Below are 15,562 nucleotides of genomic sequence, written 5' to 3' on the forward strand. Positions count from 1 at the left end.
CTGAGCCACCAGGCCCGGCACCACCACCGCTGAGCCACCAGGCCCGGCACCACCACCGCTGGGTCACCAGGGCAGGCGTCACCGGCGGCTGGGCACCGAGGCAGGGCATTCCGGCCGCGTCAGCCCACCGGATCGGCAGGCCACGGCGACTCCCGGCGATCTGGGTCATCGGCGGCCTGGCTGGTGCGTTGTACGGCCTGCCGCCACGGGCGGCGACGGCGGCCTGGGCGGTGGCCGGAGCGGTCCTGCTGATCGGCTGGGTGGGCCCGGCACTGGACGTCCCGCGGACGGTCCTGGACCTCTCCCCCTTCGGCCACCTCCCGAAGCTGCCGGGCGGGGAGATGGAGTGGGGCCCGGTGCTGATCCTGCTGGTGCTGGCGGCGGCCCTGGTCGCGTTGGGCCTGGCGGGCCTGCGGCGGCGGGACATGACGACCTGACGGAACCAGTGGGCGGCCTCTGCACGTCTGTCCCGAGCATGGGACAACGCACGCAGGCCGCCGGCGGCTGTCTGACCACGGCTCTGGGGGCGGGCGCCGGACTCGCGGTGTGGTCGGTCGACTTCCGGGGACGCTTCTGGCGCTTCGAACAGGCCCCCGACTGGAGCGTGCTCTACGCCGAACTACCGCTGGCGGTGCTGGGCGGAGCCGTCGTGGGGCTCGGTGTGTGGGCGGGGGTGGAGCGGGTGCGGGGGCGGGGGTGAGGGGGAGGGTCAGTCGACGTACTGCTTGAGCTTCTCGGTGTCGAGTTCGATGCCGAGGGGTTCAGGCAGGGAGAGCTTCGCGCCGAAAGCCTCGCGACGGCGGTTGTGGTAGCCGACTTTAGGGTCCGGATCGCTGTAGAGGGTGATTGTGCGGTTGCCACGGTCGATCAGCAGATAAAACGGGATGCCCGCCGCCCCGTATGCGATGGGCTTCTCCTGACGGTCACGCTGGTCGGTATCGGAGTCGAAGGACGTGACCTCCAGCACCAGAAGCACGCCACTCGGGTCCGCCCACTCACCATGCCCAGCGAAGTGTTCCTCCGGCACGAGCGCCGCGTCGGGCCGAGCGCGGCCCTCCCGGTACTGCTCCACCTTCAGGCCCTGAGTCTGGTACAGATCCAGATCGGGCCTCATCTGCATGCATCGCCGCGCCAGCCACATCACGATGGTGTTGTGGTCCCCGTCCGCCACCTTCTTGACCCCGGTCCGTCCGTTGACGAACTCCAACGTGACGGCGTCGTCGGTCTCCTTGGCCGCGAACGCGGCGATCCTCTCGAACTCTTCCACCGACATCTGGGGCGACTGCAACGCGCGCTCTGCCATAACCGTCATGGTGCCTCCCTTCGCAGGCAGGCACCAGCGTGACGAGTCACTCGCGACCCTCGCTCGGAATGGCCCGACGATCAGCCGAACGGGTTGGTGATCGCCCCACCTCGACGCTCAGCCCCTCCAACCCACGGATCACGAAGTTCGGCTTCCGCTCCGGCTCCGCCGCCAGACTCAGCGTCGGCGCCCGCTCCAGCAACGCCGTCATCGACGCCGCCAGCTCGATCCGGGCCAGCGGAGCCCCGATGCAGTAGTGGATCCCGGCGCTGAAGGAGATGTGCGGGTTCTCCTTGCGGGTCAGGTCCAGGTCCCCGGGGTCGGTGAACACCTCCGGGTCGTGGTTCGCGGAGCCGAAGAGCATCGCGATCTCCGCGCCGCGCGGGATCACCGTGCCGTCGATCTCGATCTCGTCCAGAACCCAGCGCTCGAAGAGCTGGAGCGGCGTGTCGTAGCGCATCAGCTCCTCTACGGCGGACGGGACCAGGGAGTGGTCGGCGCGCAGGGCTTCGAGCTGGTCGGGGTTGCGGAACAGGGCGTACCAGCCGTTGACGGTGGAGTTGACCGTCGCCTCGTGCCCGGCGTTCAGCAGCAGCACGGCCGTCGAGATCATCTCCTGCTCGGTGAGCCGGTCGCCCTCGTCGTGGGCGGCGATGAGCCCGGAGATCAGGTCGTCGCCGGGCTCCTTGCGCCGCGCGGCGATGAGCTCCCGCAGATACTCGGAGAACTCGACGGAGGCCCGCACCGCCTTGGCGGCCGTGTCCTCGGACGGGTTCAGCTCGTACATCCCGCAGATGTCGGCCGACCAGGGCCGCAGCGGAGCCCGGTCCGCCTCCGGGATGCCCAGCATCTCCGCGATCACCGCGACCGGCAGCGGCTCGGCGACATCGGCGAGCAGGTCCCCGCCACCCGCCTCGACCAGCCGGTCCACCAGCTCACCGGCGAGCTGGGAGACGTACGGCTTGAGCTGCTCCACCGTCCTCGGCGTGAACGCCTTCGACACCAGGCGCCGGATCCGGGTGTGGTCCGGCGGCTCCAGATCGAGCATCCCGTGGTCGTTGAGCGTGTGGAACGGCTCGTGCTCGGCGGGCGGAGCGGTCCGCCCGAAGTCCTCATGCGTGAACCGGTGCTGATACGTCCGCCCGAGCCGCCGGTCGCGCAGCAGCGCCGACACATCGGCGTGATGCGGAACCAGCCACTGGTTCGTGGGCTCGAAGTACTGCACACGCCCCTTGGCGCGCAGCTCGGCGTAAGCGGGGTACGGGTCGGCGAGAAACGCCGGGTCCCACGGATCGAAGGCTCCCATGAACGGACGCTAGCCCGGCCAACCCCCTACTGACCAGGGCCGAAGTCGGGGAGGGTGACCGTGCCGTCTTCGGCGAGCGGGAAGGCGGGGTTGTGGGCGACCTCCCAGGCGTGGCCGTCGGGATCGACGAAGGCGCTGGAGTAGAAGCCGATCGCGTTGACGGCGGCGGGCTTGGTGACGGTCCCGCCGACCCGCTCCACCGCCGCCAGCAGTGCGTCGACCTCCGCCTCGGACCGGACGTTGTGGGCGAGGGCGATCCCGCCGAAGCCGCCCGCCGGGCCGGGCTCCAGGCCGCAGTCCCGGGCCAGCTTCTCCCGGCCCCACAGGACCAGACCCAGACCGCCCGCCTGGAAGAAGACGGTCTCCTCGACCTCCTGCCCCCGCCAGCCCAGGGCCTCGTAGAAGGCCTTGGAACGGGCGAGATCGGAGACACCCAGCGTGATCAAGGTGATGCGCTGTTCCATACCCTCACGGTAGGGGCGGGGCTAGCCGGGCGTCACGAGGCGCGCCTCGTACGCGAACACCGCCGCCTGGGTGCGGTCCCGCAGGCCCAGCTTCACCAGGATCCGGCTCACATGGGTCTTGATCGTCGACTCGGCCACGACCAGGCGCTCGGCGATCTCCGCGTTGGACAGGCCCTGGGCGATCAGGACCAGGACCTCCGTCTCGCGTTCCGTCAGCTCGCCGTAGGCCGCCTGTGCCCCGGCGAACGCCCTCGGCGCCTCGGACAGTTTCGAGAACTCCGTGATCAGGCGGCGGGTGACCGAGGGCGCGAGCAGGGCTTCGCCGGAGGCCACCACCCGTACCCCGTCGGCCAGTTGGCGCGCAGACGCGTCCTTCAGCAGGAAGCCCGAGGCTCCCGCCCGCAGTGCCTGGTACACGTACTCGTCCAGGTCGAACGTCGTCAGCACCAGCACCTTCGCCGTGCCGTCCGCCGCCACGATCTCCCTGGTCGCCTCGATGCCGTTCAGTTCGGGCATACGGATGTCCATCAGGACGACGTCGGGGGCGAGTTCGCCGACCTTCGCCACGGCCTCCCGGCCGTTCACCGCCTCGCCGACGACCTCGATGTCCGGCATCGCGTTCAGCAGGACGGAGAAGCCCTCCCGGACCATCATCTGATCGTCGGCGATCAGGACGCGGATCGTCATGCCTCGTCTCCCACGAGCTGTACCGGGAGGAACACCGCCACCTCGTAACCGCCTTCGTCCGTGGGGCCGGCCGTCATCTCGCCGTTCAGCATGCTCACCCGCTCCCGCATGCCCGTGACGCCGTGTCCGGCGCCGGGGGACGGTTTGACCAGGGCGGGCGCCGGGGGCGGGGTGTTCACCACGCGCAGGCCCAGGCCGCCGAGGACGTAACCGATCTCGACCTTCGCGCTCGCGCCGGGCGCGTGCCGCAGCGTGTTGCTCAGGGCCTCCTGGACTATTCGGTACGCCGACAGCTCGACGCCCTGCGGCAGTTCACGGACCGCGCCGGTCACTGTCTTCTGCACGCTCAGACCCGCGTCCCGCACATTGGCGAGCAGCGCGTCCAGGTCGGCGAGGGTCGGCTGCGGGGCGTCGGGGGCCTCGTAGTCCTCGGCGCGTACGACGCCCAGGACGCGGCGGAGTTCGGTCAGAGCCGCCACCGCGTTCTCGCGGATCGTGGCGAAGGCGCGCTCCAGCTCCGGCGGCGGGTTCTCGACGCGGTAGGGCGCGGCCTCCGCCTGGATGGCGACGACCGACATGTGGTGGGCGACCACGTCGTGCAGCTCGCGGGCGATCGTGGTGCGCTCCTCCAGCAGCGTGCGCCTGGAACGCTCCTGCGCGGTCTCCGTCTGCTGCGCGGTGACCTCCTGCGCGGCCTCCCGGCGGATGTGCCAGACCGACACGACCAGCAGCGCGAACGCCGAGACGACCATCATGGGGCCGGTGTTGCTGCCGTCGTAGTAGTAGGTCGGCCCGAAAGCGGCTTCCGCCACCAGACCGTACGCCCCCGTCAGCAGCCACATCCAGGCCGCCGTACGCGGCCTGGTGCGCACCGCCACGACCATCAGCACCGTCAGATGACTGACGACGGACCCGGCCATCCACGGCCACTCCGCCCAGCCGTCGCTCAGCACCGCGACGACCGGGGTGATGGCCATGGACACCCAGAACGCCCCGACCGGCCGCACCATGGTCAGCAGCACGGGAGCCGCGCAGATCAGGCCGATCGGCAGGGCACCGCCGCCGGTGTCGGCGCCGGCGGCGACCAGCGTGAACAGGGCTGCCACGGCGATCAGGGCGTGCGGTGTCCACGCCGCGTGGTCCCGCAGCCGGCCGGGGAGCCGACGTGTGAGCGGGCCGTCGACGCGCATCCGGGGCAGCGGCCGGTAGTCGAAGGCGTTGTGGAACAGATCCTGCCGCAGCCCGCGCAGGGCGTCCGCGGCCAGCCGGAACTCCGGGCTGTGGGCTTTGCTGGTCGTCTCGGTCACGTACAGCACGGTAGGCGGAGGCCCACCTCGCCGTCGTCACCTGCGAGAAGGGTCCTTCGGGGTCCGTCTCAAGTACTACGGCCGCCCCCGCCGTCACCAGGCGAGCTGGGCGATCTCCTCCGCCACCACCGCGCACGCGTCCGCCGCCGGATCGATCAGCGGGAAGTGGCCCACGTCCTCCAGCAGCGTCAGCCCCACCACCTCGCCCGCCTTGGCCGCCGCGTCCGCGTACGACTCGGCGACCATCTGCGGGACGTCCACGTCCGTGCGGCCCTGGACGAGGGTGGTGGCGATGCCCGTGGGAAGCAGCAGCGCGGGATCGGCGTACGGCCGCCGCTCCGTGAACTTCTCTTCCCCGCCCAGGAGTTGGCGGGCCGCCCCGCCGCAGACGTCCAGCTTGTCGGCGACCGTGAGGTCGGCGATGGGGGCGAGGGCCACGACTCCGCGGAGGAAGGGCGGGCCGTCGGTGCGCCAGGGGGCGTCGGCGGGGAGGAGGTGCCGTGCCGCCGCCCACAGGGCGAGCTGGCCGCCGGCGGAGTGGCCGGTGACGACCGTGCGGCGGAGGTCGGCCCGCGGGAGGGACTCCCGGGCCAGGGCGGGGAGGGCGTCCATCGCCGCGGCCACGTCGTCGAAGGTGCCGGGCCAGCGGCCGGCCGTGGTGCCCTCACCGCGCCGGTACTCCACATTGGCCACGGCGAACCCCCGGCGGGCCAGGAAGCCGCAGAACGGGGTGATGTGGCGGCGGTCGTACGGTGCGCGCCAGGCGCCGCCGTGCAGCACGACCACGAGGGGGGCGAGGGCGGTCTCGGTGCGCGGGGCGTAGAAGTCGATCACCTGGTCGGGGTGGTCGCCGTACGCGGCCGTGGCGTCGGGATCGACGGGCGGGTGCGAGAAGGCCGACTGCTCTTCGGCGGCGGTCCGGGCTGCGGCGGCGTCGTCCGGCATGCTCCAACCTCTCAGCGGCGAAATCGAATGGGCGGACCAGGTGAATCATTCGGCCGTTGGCGGGGACGGTATCAGGCCCGTGACGTGCGCGGACACGGGGATGTCACGCTCGGTGAGGGGTAAACGGTTCTGTTGGCGGGTGGGCGCCGCCCCACCCCACCCCGGGGTCAGGCGAGCAGTCCGCCCAGCACCCGCGCCGCCTTCTCCACATCCGCGAACCCCACATACAGCGGCGTGAAGCCGAAGCGCAGGACGTCCGGGGACCTGAAGTCGCCCACCACTCCCCGTTCGATCAGGCGCTTCATCACCGTGCCCGCGTCCGCGCAGCGCAGGGCGACCTGGCTGCCGCGTTCCTCGTGGGCGGCCGGGGTCAGGGACTCGACGCTGCCCTCGGGGACGTACTCCCGCACGCACTCCAGGAAGAAGTCCGTCAGGGCAAGGGACTTCGCCCGTACGGACTCGACCGACACGTCGTCCCAGACATCCAGCGCCGCCTCCAGCGCGAGCATGGAGAGGATGTCCGGGGTGCCCACCCGGCCGCGCGGGGCGCCCGAAGCGGGTTCGTAGTCGCTGCGCATGCCGAAGGGCTCCGCGTGGGAGTTCCAGCCCGGCAGCGGTGAGTCGAAGCGGGGCTGCAGGTCCGAGCGGACGTACAGGTACGCCGGTGAACCCGGGCCGCCGTTCAGGTACTTGTAGGTGCAGCCGACCGCCAGGTCGACCCCGTGCTCGTCCAGGCCCACCGGCAGCGCGCCCGCGCTGTGGCACAGGTCCCAGACCACGAGAGCGCCCGCCGCATGCACCGCCGACGTCAGCGACGGCAGGTCGTGCAGGCGGCCCGTGCGGTAGTCGACGTGGTTCAGCAGGACGGCCGCGGTCCGGGGACCCAGGACACCCGGGACCTCCGACGGCCGCACCGGACGCAGCGTGCAGCCCGTCATCCGGGCCGCCGACTGGGCGATATAGCCGTCCGTGGGGAAGGTCGTCGCGTCCACGACGATCTCGTCGCGCCCCTCGCCCGCCATCCGCACCGCGGCCACAAGCGCCTTGAAAACATTGACACTTGTCGAGTCGCCCACGACGATCTGGCCCGCCGCCGCGCCGACCAGCGGAGCGATCCGGTCGCCGATCCGCTCGGGCGCGGTCCACCAGCCGCTCTCCTCCCAGGACCGGATGCGCAGCGAACCCCACTGCCGCAGGACGGCGTCCGAGACCCGGTCCGGCACGTTCGCCGGCAGCGCGCCCAGCGAGTTCCCGTCCAGGTAGACGACGTCGTCGAGCACGAACTCGGCGCGCTTGGCGGCGAGTTCGTCCGCACCATCCAGCTTCTGAGCCTTGGCCCTGAGCTCAGACATGGGACCTCGCCGTCCACAGCTCCGGGAAGACGTTCTTGCGGGCGCGCTTCTCCAGCCAGGCCACCCCGGCCGAACCGCCCGTGCCGGCCTTCGAGCCCATCGCGCGCCGGGTGGCGACCAGATGGTCGTTGCGCCAGCGCCACACCAGCTCCCCGACATCCGTCAGCGCCTCGCCAAGACGGGCGACCTCGTCGCCGGGGTCGCCGGAGTAGACGGCTGTCCAGGCGGCCTCGACCTCGTCGGAGGGCTCGTAGCGCTGCGAGACGTCCCGCTGCAACACCTCCGCGGGGATCGCGTGCCCGCGCCGCGCCAGCAGCCGCAGCACCTCGTCGTAGAGGCTCGGCTCGTGCAGCGCCTTCTCCAGTTCCGCGTGGACGCGGGGCGCGCCGCGGTGCGGGACGAGCATGGACGCGGACTTCTCGCCGAGCAGGAACTCCATGCGGCGGTACATCGCCGACTGGAAGCCGGAGCCCTCGCCGAGGGCGGAGCGGTACGAGTTGAACTGGGCCGGGGTGAGCTGGCCGAGCGGCTTCCAGGAGGCGTTCAGCGCCTCCAGCTCCCGGACCGAACGCTTCAGCGCGTCGATCGCGACCGGCACCCGGTCCTCGCGCAGCGCGTGCGCGGCGGTCTCCCACTCATGGACGACGACGGTGAACCACAGCTCCATCACCTGGGTGGTGACCAGGAAGACCATCTCTCCGGGATCGTCGGAGAGGGTGTGCTGGAGGTGGGTGAGGACATCCGCCTTGACGTAGTCCTCGTACGGCGTCGTGCCGGCGAAGTCGAGATGCGGGGTCTCGGGCTCCTGGGTTTCGTGAGCCTCGTGGGACATCGCTGTCTCCTGTTGTGTACTCCGGGTAGCGGTCCGCCCCTGCCGTTACCGACACGGGGGCCCCGGTCCCCACCCGAATCCTCAGGGGTGTCCCCCGAAAAGTGCAAGGCCCGACCGGATCACAGCCGGACCCGCACTCAGGGCTCGCCTAGCCCAGCGTCTGGGCCGCCGTGGGCGAGGAGTCCTTCAGGAACTGCGAGCAGCGCTCGTACTCCTCCTGCTCGCCGATCGACCCGGCGGCGCGGGCGAGGGCGTGCAGGGCGCGCAGGAAGCCACAGTTCTGCTCGTGCTCCCAGGAGAATGGTGAAAGATGTAACCAGAGAGTGTGAGGGGGCACGGTGTGACCGAGAAGGAGTGGCTGGACAGCCTCGCGGCCCAGCTGCCGGAGCGGGATCTGGACTGGGTGGTGGATCTTGCCAGGATCTGCTCCACGGAGTGGGCGGGGGACAAGCCTCCGACGGGGGAGATTTACGAACCCGCCGCGCCAAGCACCGCTGTCCATGACAGAGGCGATTCGAGGGCGCCAGCGGGTCGAGGAGATTTCCAGGCTCCCCCCCCAGAGCGACGGGAGCTGAACTCATGATCTCTTCATCCCGAATGGGGGTTCGGTTCAACCCAACGCGGTCCCGCCACGCCGGACGACCCATGGCACTATGGGCGTCGGCCGCGCGGCCATGCGTTGACAGCCTCCTCGGGGGGATGCCGCTGTAGCCATTTGCGTGCGGCCTCTTCGCCGAAGCCGTGTAGCTGGAGGACTTCAAGGGCGGCCGCTCGTACGGTTCGCGCTTTGTCTACGTGGTCCAGGTGGGCTTTCATCCGCGCCACCACGTCGTCGTAGTCGTAGTCGTAGCGGCCATTGACCTTCTGAGCGAACAGCGGCAGGAGTTTGTAGTAGCGACGTTCGCTGATTCCGATCTGCGTCCACGGGTACCGTTCCGGTGCCTCACCCTTCCGGCGCTGCATGACCGCGATGCTCGCCTTCCGGCGCACGTACCGACGAGTAGCCTCCGCGCCCCGGGCTGGATCGAATCCGGGGTGGATCAGTTGTTCGAGCAGCGTTGCGGCCGCAGAAACCCTGTCTGGAGCGCGGGTCTCACGCTGGATGCGATCGACCTGCCGCGGGTACGCCCTCGCGACGGCGTTCGCCAGCGCCGGCTCATCGCCGCTGATCCCTGGAGCGGTCCCACGTCGACAGAAACGTCACGCTCCGCAGCTCCAGGACCAGGGACTTGATGGGAACCGAGCAGTGCTTCTGCCATGCCTTCATCATCCTGATGAGGTTTCGGGTATTGCCGTTGGTGTGGGCGTCCGAATCGGCCACGTAGGCAATCTCGGCCTCGTGGTCGACATGCTGCCAACTGCCGCCATCATGGGTGTTGGGCACGAGCAGCCCGCCGCCCTTCCGGTGCCAGGCGGGCAGGACCTCCACGGTGTGGCCCGTGGAGAAGTCGACGACCACGACCTCGCCGTCGCCACCGATTTCCTTGGTCCGCGGGTAACGCTCTTGGAACAGGCCCTTGAGTTCCTGCAGGAGGGCCGACTGCCCGTTGTACCTGTGCCCGTTGAAGCGGTGGTATTCGTTGACGGGCATGAAGAACAGCACGTCGACATCCCGCGGCGGGTTCACCGCCGTGCCCTTCCCGTACGAGCCGACGATCATCCGGCAGCCATCCGAATACGGTTGGTTGCTGTAGTGCCCGTGCAGCTTACGGGCGATGGCGTTCGCGCTCGTCAGCGCAGATGCACACTGATCACTCGTCACCGTGATGTTCTTCAGGAAGGTGTCGAATCTGCTCGCCGTACTCATGAGGCCCCTCGCTCGTCCGGAGGGATGAGCGTAGAGGGCGCCACTGACACCGGGCCTGACGAAACTTGCTGGGGTGTCAGTGCCACCTGTCGAGGGACACCTGGAGTCCGCCGGTGAGGTAGCGGTGGAGGGCGCTGGCAGTAGTGTCGACGAACTCCACGGGAATGTCGTCGGCGGCGACCCAGCGGACCTGGGCGTGTTTGCGTGGTTCGCGGTTTTCGGGTTCGCCGGTCCATTCGTGGGCAGCGAAGACGACGGTGAGGAAGCCGTTGGGGGCTTCAACGCCCCAGGCGCCGTGGATGATGTGGGCGACCTTCAGAGCCTCCGGCTTCACCGTCATGCCGGTCTCCTCGTACAGCTCACGCACGGCGGTCTCGGTGATGGGCTCGCCGGGCTCGCTCTTGCCGACGGGGAGGTCCCACATGCCCTGGGCGAACTTGGCGTTCTGGCTGCGCTGGAGGAGGACGACGCGGTTGGTGGCCTGGTCGTGGACGATGACGGCGGCGACCAGCAGGGTCATGGATTCGAGGGCGGGCGGCAGGGCTTTGGGCTGGTCGTCAGTGGTCCGCTGAGCCACGGCTTGTGTCCCTTCGTCGGCCGGTTGGTGTCAGCTTAGGCCAGCACTTCGCGTGCGCGGCGGGCGAGTTCGGCGGCTCCAGGCACCTTGCGGCACTGGTAGATGGAGAGGGTGGAGCGGAGCGAGGTGATCGCCTTGCGGGTGCGGTCGGAGGTCATGCCCTCTATGAGCGTCAGGGCTTGGGACCAGGCGGCCACGGCCTCGTCGGCTCGGGCCTGGGCGGCGAGGCTGTCGCCCAGGTCGGCGTAGGTGAGGGCGTGGACGCGCTTGTACTTCTCCGGGTCCCAGCGCACCAGGGCGTCGCGGTGCTGCTGCTCGGTGCCGATGTGATCGGCGAGGTCGGTGAGCGTGCGGGCGGTGTGGCTGGCCACGGTGCCGGCGGCGGGGCCGCTGACGCGGGAGTAGCTGGGCTGGAGACCATCGTCGCGGAGCAGGGCGTCTTCAGCGGCAAGCAGGGCACGGGCGGCAGCGGGCTTCTCGCCGGTGGCGGCGTAGGCGCGGGCATGGGTGATGTGAAGCAGCGCCTCGGTCTGGCCGTCGACGTGCCCCAGACCGCGAGTAAGGGCGCCTTCGACGAGATCGACGCAGTGGTGGGGCTGCTTGAGGCTCAGCGCCTGGTGGGCGAGGGCTCGCATCATCCAAGCTGCGTGGCCGTGTGGGTCGGCTTCGCAGGCAAGCTGGTAGCCGACCTGGTAGTAGCGCTGGGCGGCGCCTTCCTGGCCGAGGTCGTGGTGCTTCCAGCCTGCCAGGTAGGCGAGTTCGGCCACGGCGCCAAAGGCCGCCTGGCGTAAGGCTTCGTGCGGGAAACGTCCGCGGAGCATGGGGGCGGCAGTATCGGCGAGATAGGCGGTAACGGTGGTCAGGCCGTGCCCGCCGCCGAGGCGTTCGTCTGCCGCGCTGAAGGCCGCGGTGATCTGACGTACGACGTCCACGTCCTCCGCCCCGACCACGGAGGTGCCGGTGCGGGCGCGGAGCATGCGGGCGGTGGCCTCGTGGTCGTGGGCCAGCGGCATGGCGACGCCGGCGGTGGTGAAAGCGGCCACCGCGAGGAAGCGGCGGCGCTCGACGTCGGCACGGCCCAGGTCGGTTGCGGCCAGGACGGGATCCCCCTCGTCCGACCCCTCAGCATCCGGTGCCCGAAGCCCGATCTCAGTTTGGGTAACGCTGCGGCCTGCCCGCCGTGACAGAGCCTCTGCGAGGTATTGCCCGGTCCGACCGGTCGGCTGGCGCGTGCCGTTCGCCCAGTGGGAGACGGCCGACTTGTTGGTCTGGAGGATCTCCCCGTTCTCGGCCGCGATACGCCGGATGTCCTTCGCCAGAGCCTCGAAGGTGCAGCCGATCGCCTCGATGACGTCACGCAGACGGGAATTGGGCACTCTCGGCACTGCCACCATCGCCTCCGCTCTGGAGCTGTAAACCGCGTATACCGCTTCAACTGCCTCTCACCGTACCCACTGTGCGTGACAGAGGGTTCACTAATCATCAGCCGCCCGGCCCCGGTCCGACACCGTGACCAGGCTCCCCCTTCGGCCGGGCGGCCCCCGAAGTTCCGTACGCCTACACCGGGTTCGGGCATTCCTGTGCCCGCCCGGCCAATCAGAGACGGAGACACGGTGACCACCATCGACACCACGGCCATCACGGCCGTACTGCCCGAGGCGTTCGACGAGCGCTGGAGCCGCCTGCCCGGCATCCAAGTCGACGGCCGGCGCATCACCATCGACCCGGCCGAGTACTTCTTCCGCTTCGAGTCCAACACATGGCTCGTCGCCGACTGGGAGCTGGTCAAGTCCCGGCTCCTGCATGTGGAGGAGACCACAGAAAGCGCGGTCGAGCAGCTCACGCTGGAGTTCATCAAGACCCACGCCGAGTCCACCTCGGACGCCGCCCGCGTGCTCGCCACCGCCTACAAGGTGTACGCCTACCTGTTCCGCGACGAGCACCTGGCCGGCCTCGGCCTGCCGCAGATCACCGCCGACCACCTGCGGATGCTGCGCGAGGCAGCCACGCTGATGGCGCTCAACAAAGTCGAGCTGGACGGACACATCTCCAACGTCGGCCCGTGCTGGTTCTTCCCCGCCGCCACCTCCGTCGTCTTCGACCTGGACGACGAGATGGGCGGGACTCTCGACGAGGTCTACCACGGCGGCTGGTTCAACGAGAACCGCCGCATCGAGTCCATCAAGGCCCACGCCGCCCTCGGCGGCCGGCTCGTGCACGGCTGCCAGTCCGTGCCGGACCAGTCAGGCGGGGTCGTGGCGCCCTACGGTGCCTCGATGGCCACCTTCCGCGACGACCTCGCCGCCTTCAAGGCCGGGTGGATCGAGCAGGTCTACGCCCACCGCGTGAGCCCTGCCGCGTAGCACCACCGCCCTGGCTCCGGGGCGGGCCGGCACCTCTCGCCCGCCCCGGACGCCGCCACCCCACGGGAGCCCCGACATGACCGCGAACCCCAGCACCGAACTCCTCGACCACCTGCTCACCCTGACCGGCCGGACCACCGCCCTTCGCGAGGAGGTGCGCGTGTGGTCCATGTCCGGCGTCGAACGCCTTACCTTCACCGACGGCACCACGGCCGTCTTCAAGTACGCCAAGAAGCCGTTCGACAGCGAGGATCAGGCACTCCGGCTGGCCCACACCCTCGGTGTCCCCGTACCCATCGTTCACTCGTCCGCCGTCCTGGACGGCTGGCTCGGGATGCTGCTGGAAGACCTCGGCGCCCCCATCCGCGAAGGTGACGACCTCGACGGCGCAGCCGCAGCCGTGGTCCTGCACCGCACCCGAACCGCTGCCGCCCTGCCCGTCGTCGATCAGGAGCGGCTGCGCACCCTGCCAAGCCGGGCCCTGGACCACCTCGCCCGACTCCGCAAGGCGGAACGGTGGCAGGACGCGGACGACGTCGAGGACGCGCTCGACCGGATCGCTCAGGCTGCCGAGGAACGCTCAGCCGGCACGGCCGTGGCCCCGTTCGGCTGGGTGCACTCCGAGTTCCACCCCACCAGCCTCCACATCGGCCGACACGGCTGGCGCCTGCTCGACTTCGCCCGCGCCTTCACCGGCCCCGGCCTGCTCGACCTCGCCAGCTGGCACGGCACCCTCGACGAACCCGACCCCGTCCGCCTGCGCATCTTCCTGGAGACCTACGTCACCGAGGGCGGCACCCCCGACGCCCTCACCGAGCGCGGCGGGCTGCCTGCCGAGAAGTGGGCGCTGGGCTGGCAGCGCATGTGGGCCGTCGAGTGGTTCATGGAGCAGTCCATCCGCTGGATCAACGACCCGGCCACCGACCCCGCCTACATCAAGCCCGTCCGCCGCCACCTCACCGACGTCCTCCACCTCCTGGAGATCTAGGTGCTCGCCCAGTCTTCCCCCTGGTACGCCCACGCCCTCCAACGCACCACGGCTGCCCCCGCCGAGCCGCTGTCCGTACCCGCGCGAATGGAATGGACCACCCGACCCGCCAGCGGCCCCGGAGCCGAGATCCTCGGACCGGACCTACGCCACAAGCGGCTGCTGGAACTCGGCTGCGGCCCCGGCCACAACGCCGCCCACCTCGCCACCCGCTACGGCGCCCAGGTCACCGCCGTCGACCTTGTCGGCCTCCAGGTCCGCCGAGCCCGCTCCCACTACGGCCGACTGAACAACCTGACCTTCGTCGCCGGCCACGCCCTGCATTACCTGCAAGCCTCCGCCGAGCAGTTCGACGCCATCTATTCCGTCTTCGGCGCCATCGGACTGGTAGCCCCCGAGCTCCTACTGCCCGCCATCGCCCAGCACCTCAAACCCGGGCGGACCCTCGCCTTCTCCGTCCCCCACCCCCAGCGCGGCGGCCTGCGCCCCACCACCGACGACCGGCCCCGCCGCGACTACGTCACCCTCCCCGACCTCACCCGACTGCCCATCGCCCGCTGGGACTTCGACGCCGACCGCTGGGAGAAACACCTCGACCACTCCGGCCTCTGGCTCACCTCCGCCCAGGAGTTCCACGACGCCCGCCACGGTGCCTGCTGACCCACCACCCTGCTGATCACCGCACGCAAGCTCTGACCCCCAGCCCCGGCTTCCCTGGGAGAACCGATGCGCCCGCCCTACCTGCTCCTCGACGTCGACGGCGTCCTCATACCCTTCCCGGACGCCGATGGGACCACCCCGGCCACCCACCGCCGCCACGACGTCGTTCCCACCGGCCGCAACGCCGACGACCCGGTCACCATCTGGCTCAACCCCGCACATGGCCCCCTGCTCATGCACGTGATCCGAACCGGCCTGGTCACCCCCGTCTGGTGCACCAGCTGGCGCCAGGACGCCACCACCCTGATCGGCCCGCTCCTCGGCCTCCCGCCCCTGCCGTACGTCGACCTCCCGCGTCCCCGGATCACCACCAGCCACCCTGACGGCTACCTCTGGAAACGCGACCACGTCGACACCTGGCTCGGCGACACCCCAGTCGCCTGGATCGACGACGACTTCACCGACCTCGACCACAAATGGGCCGCAGAACGCAGCGCGCGCGGCCAGGCGACCATCCTTGTTCAGCCGGATCCCCACGTCGGCCTGCTGGCCGAGCATCTGGTCGAGGTCCTGAGTTGGGCCGTGCGAATCCAGCATGTGGTCGAGACGCAGGCAGGCCCGGGTCCATCGACCCGGGCCTGCCGCCTCGTAAGCGGATATTCCTAGAGGTGTGTGTTCTCTCGACGCTTCCTGAGCACTCTGAGGACCAGCCAGATCAGAACGACCTGGACAATGCCCGCGATCGCCTGCACCGACGGTGCGTAGCCGTCCGCGCCGGGGCTGTAGTCGTCGAAGCCGAAAACCACCGCGGCGAAGAGAAACAGGACCGTCGTCACGACACCCGAGGGGAAGGTGATGACGGAAAGGACCACGGCAGCGGCATCCATACCTTGCTCGACGCTCAGGTAGTCGAGGCCGAACACCACCACCAGGTAGGCCAGGGCCAGCGTCACGCCCGCTCTACGAGACGG

Annotated in this window: 19 protein-coding genes and 1 pseudogene; 6 read left to right on the top strand and 14 right to left on the bottom strand. The window is 70.0% G+C overall.

The genetic code is table 11. The features are described 5' to 3' along the window. Positions 1–437: pseudogene (locus RMT89_RS27860) on the top strand (hypothetical protein); the annotation flags it as partial. 38 nt (positions 438–475) lie between these two features. Further along, a complete protein-coding gene (locus RMT89_RS27865) occupies positions 476–700 on the top strand; it encodes a hypothetical protein (RefSeq protein ID WP_315886536.1) in 225 nt (74 codons plus the stop codon). Positions 701–709: 9 nt separating this feature from the next. Here RMT89_RS27865 and RMT89_RS27870 read toward each other — a convergent pair whose 3' ends face one another. The 13 genes from RMT89_RS27870 to RMT89_RS27930 all read right to left on the bottom strand — a co-directional run bounded on the left by RMT89_RS27870 (position 710) and on the right by RMT89_RS27930 (position 11,971). Next, complete coding sequence (locus tag RMT89_RS27870; RefSeq protein WP_315886537.1) at positions 710–1,312, bottom strand: Uma2 family endonuclease; 603 nt, start codon at positions 1,310–1,312, stop codon at positions 710–712. A gap of 37 nt (positions 1,313–1,349) precedes the next feature. Continuing rightward, positions 1,350–2,609, bottom strand: coding sequence for a cytochrome P450 (locus RMT89_RS27875; RefSeq protein ID WP_315886538.1), 1,260 nt, complete (start codon positions 2,607–2,609; stop codon positions 1,350–1,352). Positions 2,610–2,635: 26 nt separating this feature from the next. Continuing rightward, complete coding sequence (locus RMT89_RS27880; protein ID WP_315886539.1) at positions 2,636–3,073, bottom strand: VOC family protein; 438 nt, start codon at positions 3,071–3,073, stop codon at positions 2,636–2,638. A 21-nt stretch (positions 3,074–3,094) separates the two neighbouring features. After that, positions 3,095–3,760, bottom strand: coding sequence for a response regulator transcription factor (locus RMT89_RS27885; RefSeq protein WP_315886540.1), 666 nt, complete (start codon positions 3,758–3,760; stop codon positions 3,095–3,097). Continuing rightward, the gene (locus RMT89_RS27890; RefSeq protein WP_315886541.1) at positions 3,757–5,076 is read right to left on the bottom strand and encodes a histidine kinase; all 1,320 of its coding nucleotides are present in this window, start codon (positions 5,074–5,076) and stop codon (positions 3,757–3,759) included. Before RMT89_RS27890 ends, RMT89_RS27885 begins: the two co-directional genes overlap by 4 nt. 84 nt (positions 5,077–5,160) lie before the next feature. Beyond that, positions 5,161–6,012, bottom strand: coding sequence for an alpha/beta hydrolase (locus RMT89_RS27895; RefSeq protein ID WP_315886542.1), 852 nt, complete (start codon positions 6,010–6,012; stop codon positions 5,161–5,163). 167 nt (positions 6,013–6,179) lie between these two features. Beyond that, the gene (gene kynU, locus RMT89_RS27900; protein ID WP_315886543.1) at positions 6,180–7,364 is read right to left on the bottom strand and encodes a kynureninase; all 1,185 of its coding nucleotides are present in this window, start codon (positions 7,362–7,364) and stop codon (positions 6,180–6,182) included. Further along, positions 7,357–8,196 carry a tryptophan 2,3-dioxygenase family protein gene (locus tag RMT89_RS27905; RefSeq protein WP_315886544.1) on the bottom strand — a complete coding sequence of 280 codons (840 nt, stop codon included), beginning with the start codon at positions 8,194–8,196 and terminating at the stop codon, positions 7,357–7,359. The genes kynU and RMT89_RS27905 overlap by 8 nt, the downstream gene beginning before the upstream one ends. Before the next feature lie 148 nt (positions 8,197–8,344). Next, positions 8,345–8,698: a DUF3151 family protein gene (locus RMT89_RS27910; protein WP_315886545.1), complete on the bottom strand. Its 354-nt coding sequence runs from the start codon at positions 8,696–8,698 to the stop codon at positions 8,345–8,347. A gap of 149 nt (positions 8,699–8,847) precedes the next feature. Then, entirely contained in the window at positions 8,848–9,159 is a 312-nt protein-coding gene (locus tag RMT89_RS27915) for a hypothetical protein (RefSeq protein ID WP_315886546.1), read from the bottom strand. Between the two features lie 193 nt (positions 9,160–9,352). Then, positions 9,353–10,003: an SMODS domain-containing nucleotidyltransferase gene (locus tag RMT89_RS27920; RefSeq protein WP_315886547.1), complete on the bottom strand. Its 651-nt coding sequence runs from the start codon at positions 10,001–10,003 to the stop codon at positions 9,353–9,355. Positions 10,004–10,079: 76 nt separating this feature from the next. Continuing rightward, complete coding sequence (locus tag RMT89_RS27925; protein ID WP_315886548.1) at positions 10,080–10,580, bottom strand: NUDIX domain-containing protein; 501 nt, start codon at positions 10,578–10,580, stop codon at positions 10,080–10,082. 35 nt (positions 10,581–10,615) lie between these two features. After that, the gene (locus tag RMT89_RS27930) at positions 10,616–11,971 is read right to left on the bottom strand and encodes a tetratricopeptide repeat protein (protein ID WP_315886593.1); all 1,356 of its coding nucleotides are present in this window, start codon (positions 11,969–11,971) and stop codon (positions 10,616–10,618) included. 222 nt (positions 11,972–12,193) lie between these two features. Here RMT89_RS27930 and RMT89_RS27935 point away from each other — a divergent pair, with 222 nt between their 5' ends. From RMT89_RS27935 to RMT89_RS27950, 4 genes are all read left to right on the top strand, one after another. Next, positions 12,194–12,943 carry a hypothetical protein gene (locus RMT89_RS27935; RefSeq protein ID WP_315886549.1) on the top strand — a complete coding sequence of 250 codons (750 nt, stop codon included), beginning with the start codon at positions 12,194–12,196 and terminating at the stop codon, positions 12,941–12,943. Between the two features lie 76 nt (positions 12,944–13,019). Next, positions 13,020–13,931: an aminoglycoside phosphotransferase family protein gene (locus tag RMT89_RS27940; RefSeq protein WP_315886550.1), complete on the top strand. Its 912-nt coding sequence runs from the start codon at positions 13,020–13,022 to the stop codon at positions 13,929–13,931. After that, positions 13,932–14,591, top strand: a complete 660-nt coding sequence (locus RMT89_RS27945; RefSeq protein ID WP_315886551.1) for a class I SAM-dependent methyltransferase — start codon at positions 13,932–13,934, stop codon at positions 14,589–14,591. It abuts the gene before it with no gap. 66 nt (positions 14,592–14,657) lie between these two features. Continuing rightward, positions 14,658–15,257 carry an HAD domain-containing protein gene (locus RMT89_RS27950; protein WP_315886552.1) on the top strand — a complete coding sequence of 200 codons (600 nt, stop codon included), beginning with the start codon at positions 14,658–14,660 and terminating at the stop codon, positions 15,255–15,257. Here RMT89_RS27950 and RMT89_RS27955 read toward each other — a convergent pair. Beyond that, on the bottom strand, positions 15,254–15,544 hold the full coding sequence (locus RMT89_RS27955) for a hypothetical protein (protein ID WP_315886553.1): 291 nt from the start codon (positions 15,542–15,544) through the stop codon (positions 15,254–15,256). The genes RMT89_RS27950 and RMT89_RS27955 overlap by 4 nt on opposite strands. Positions 15,545–15,562: the final 18 nt, after the last annotated feature.

It is taken from the genome of Streptomyces sp. P17, assembly GCF_032436805.1.
Taxonomy (GTDB): Bacteria; Actinomycetota; Actinomycetes; order Streptomycetales; family Streptomycetaceae; genus Streptomyces.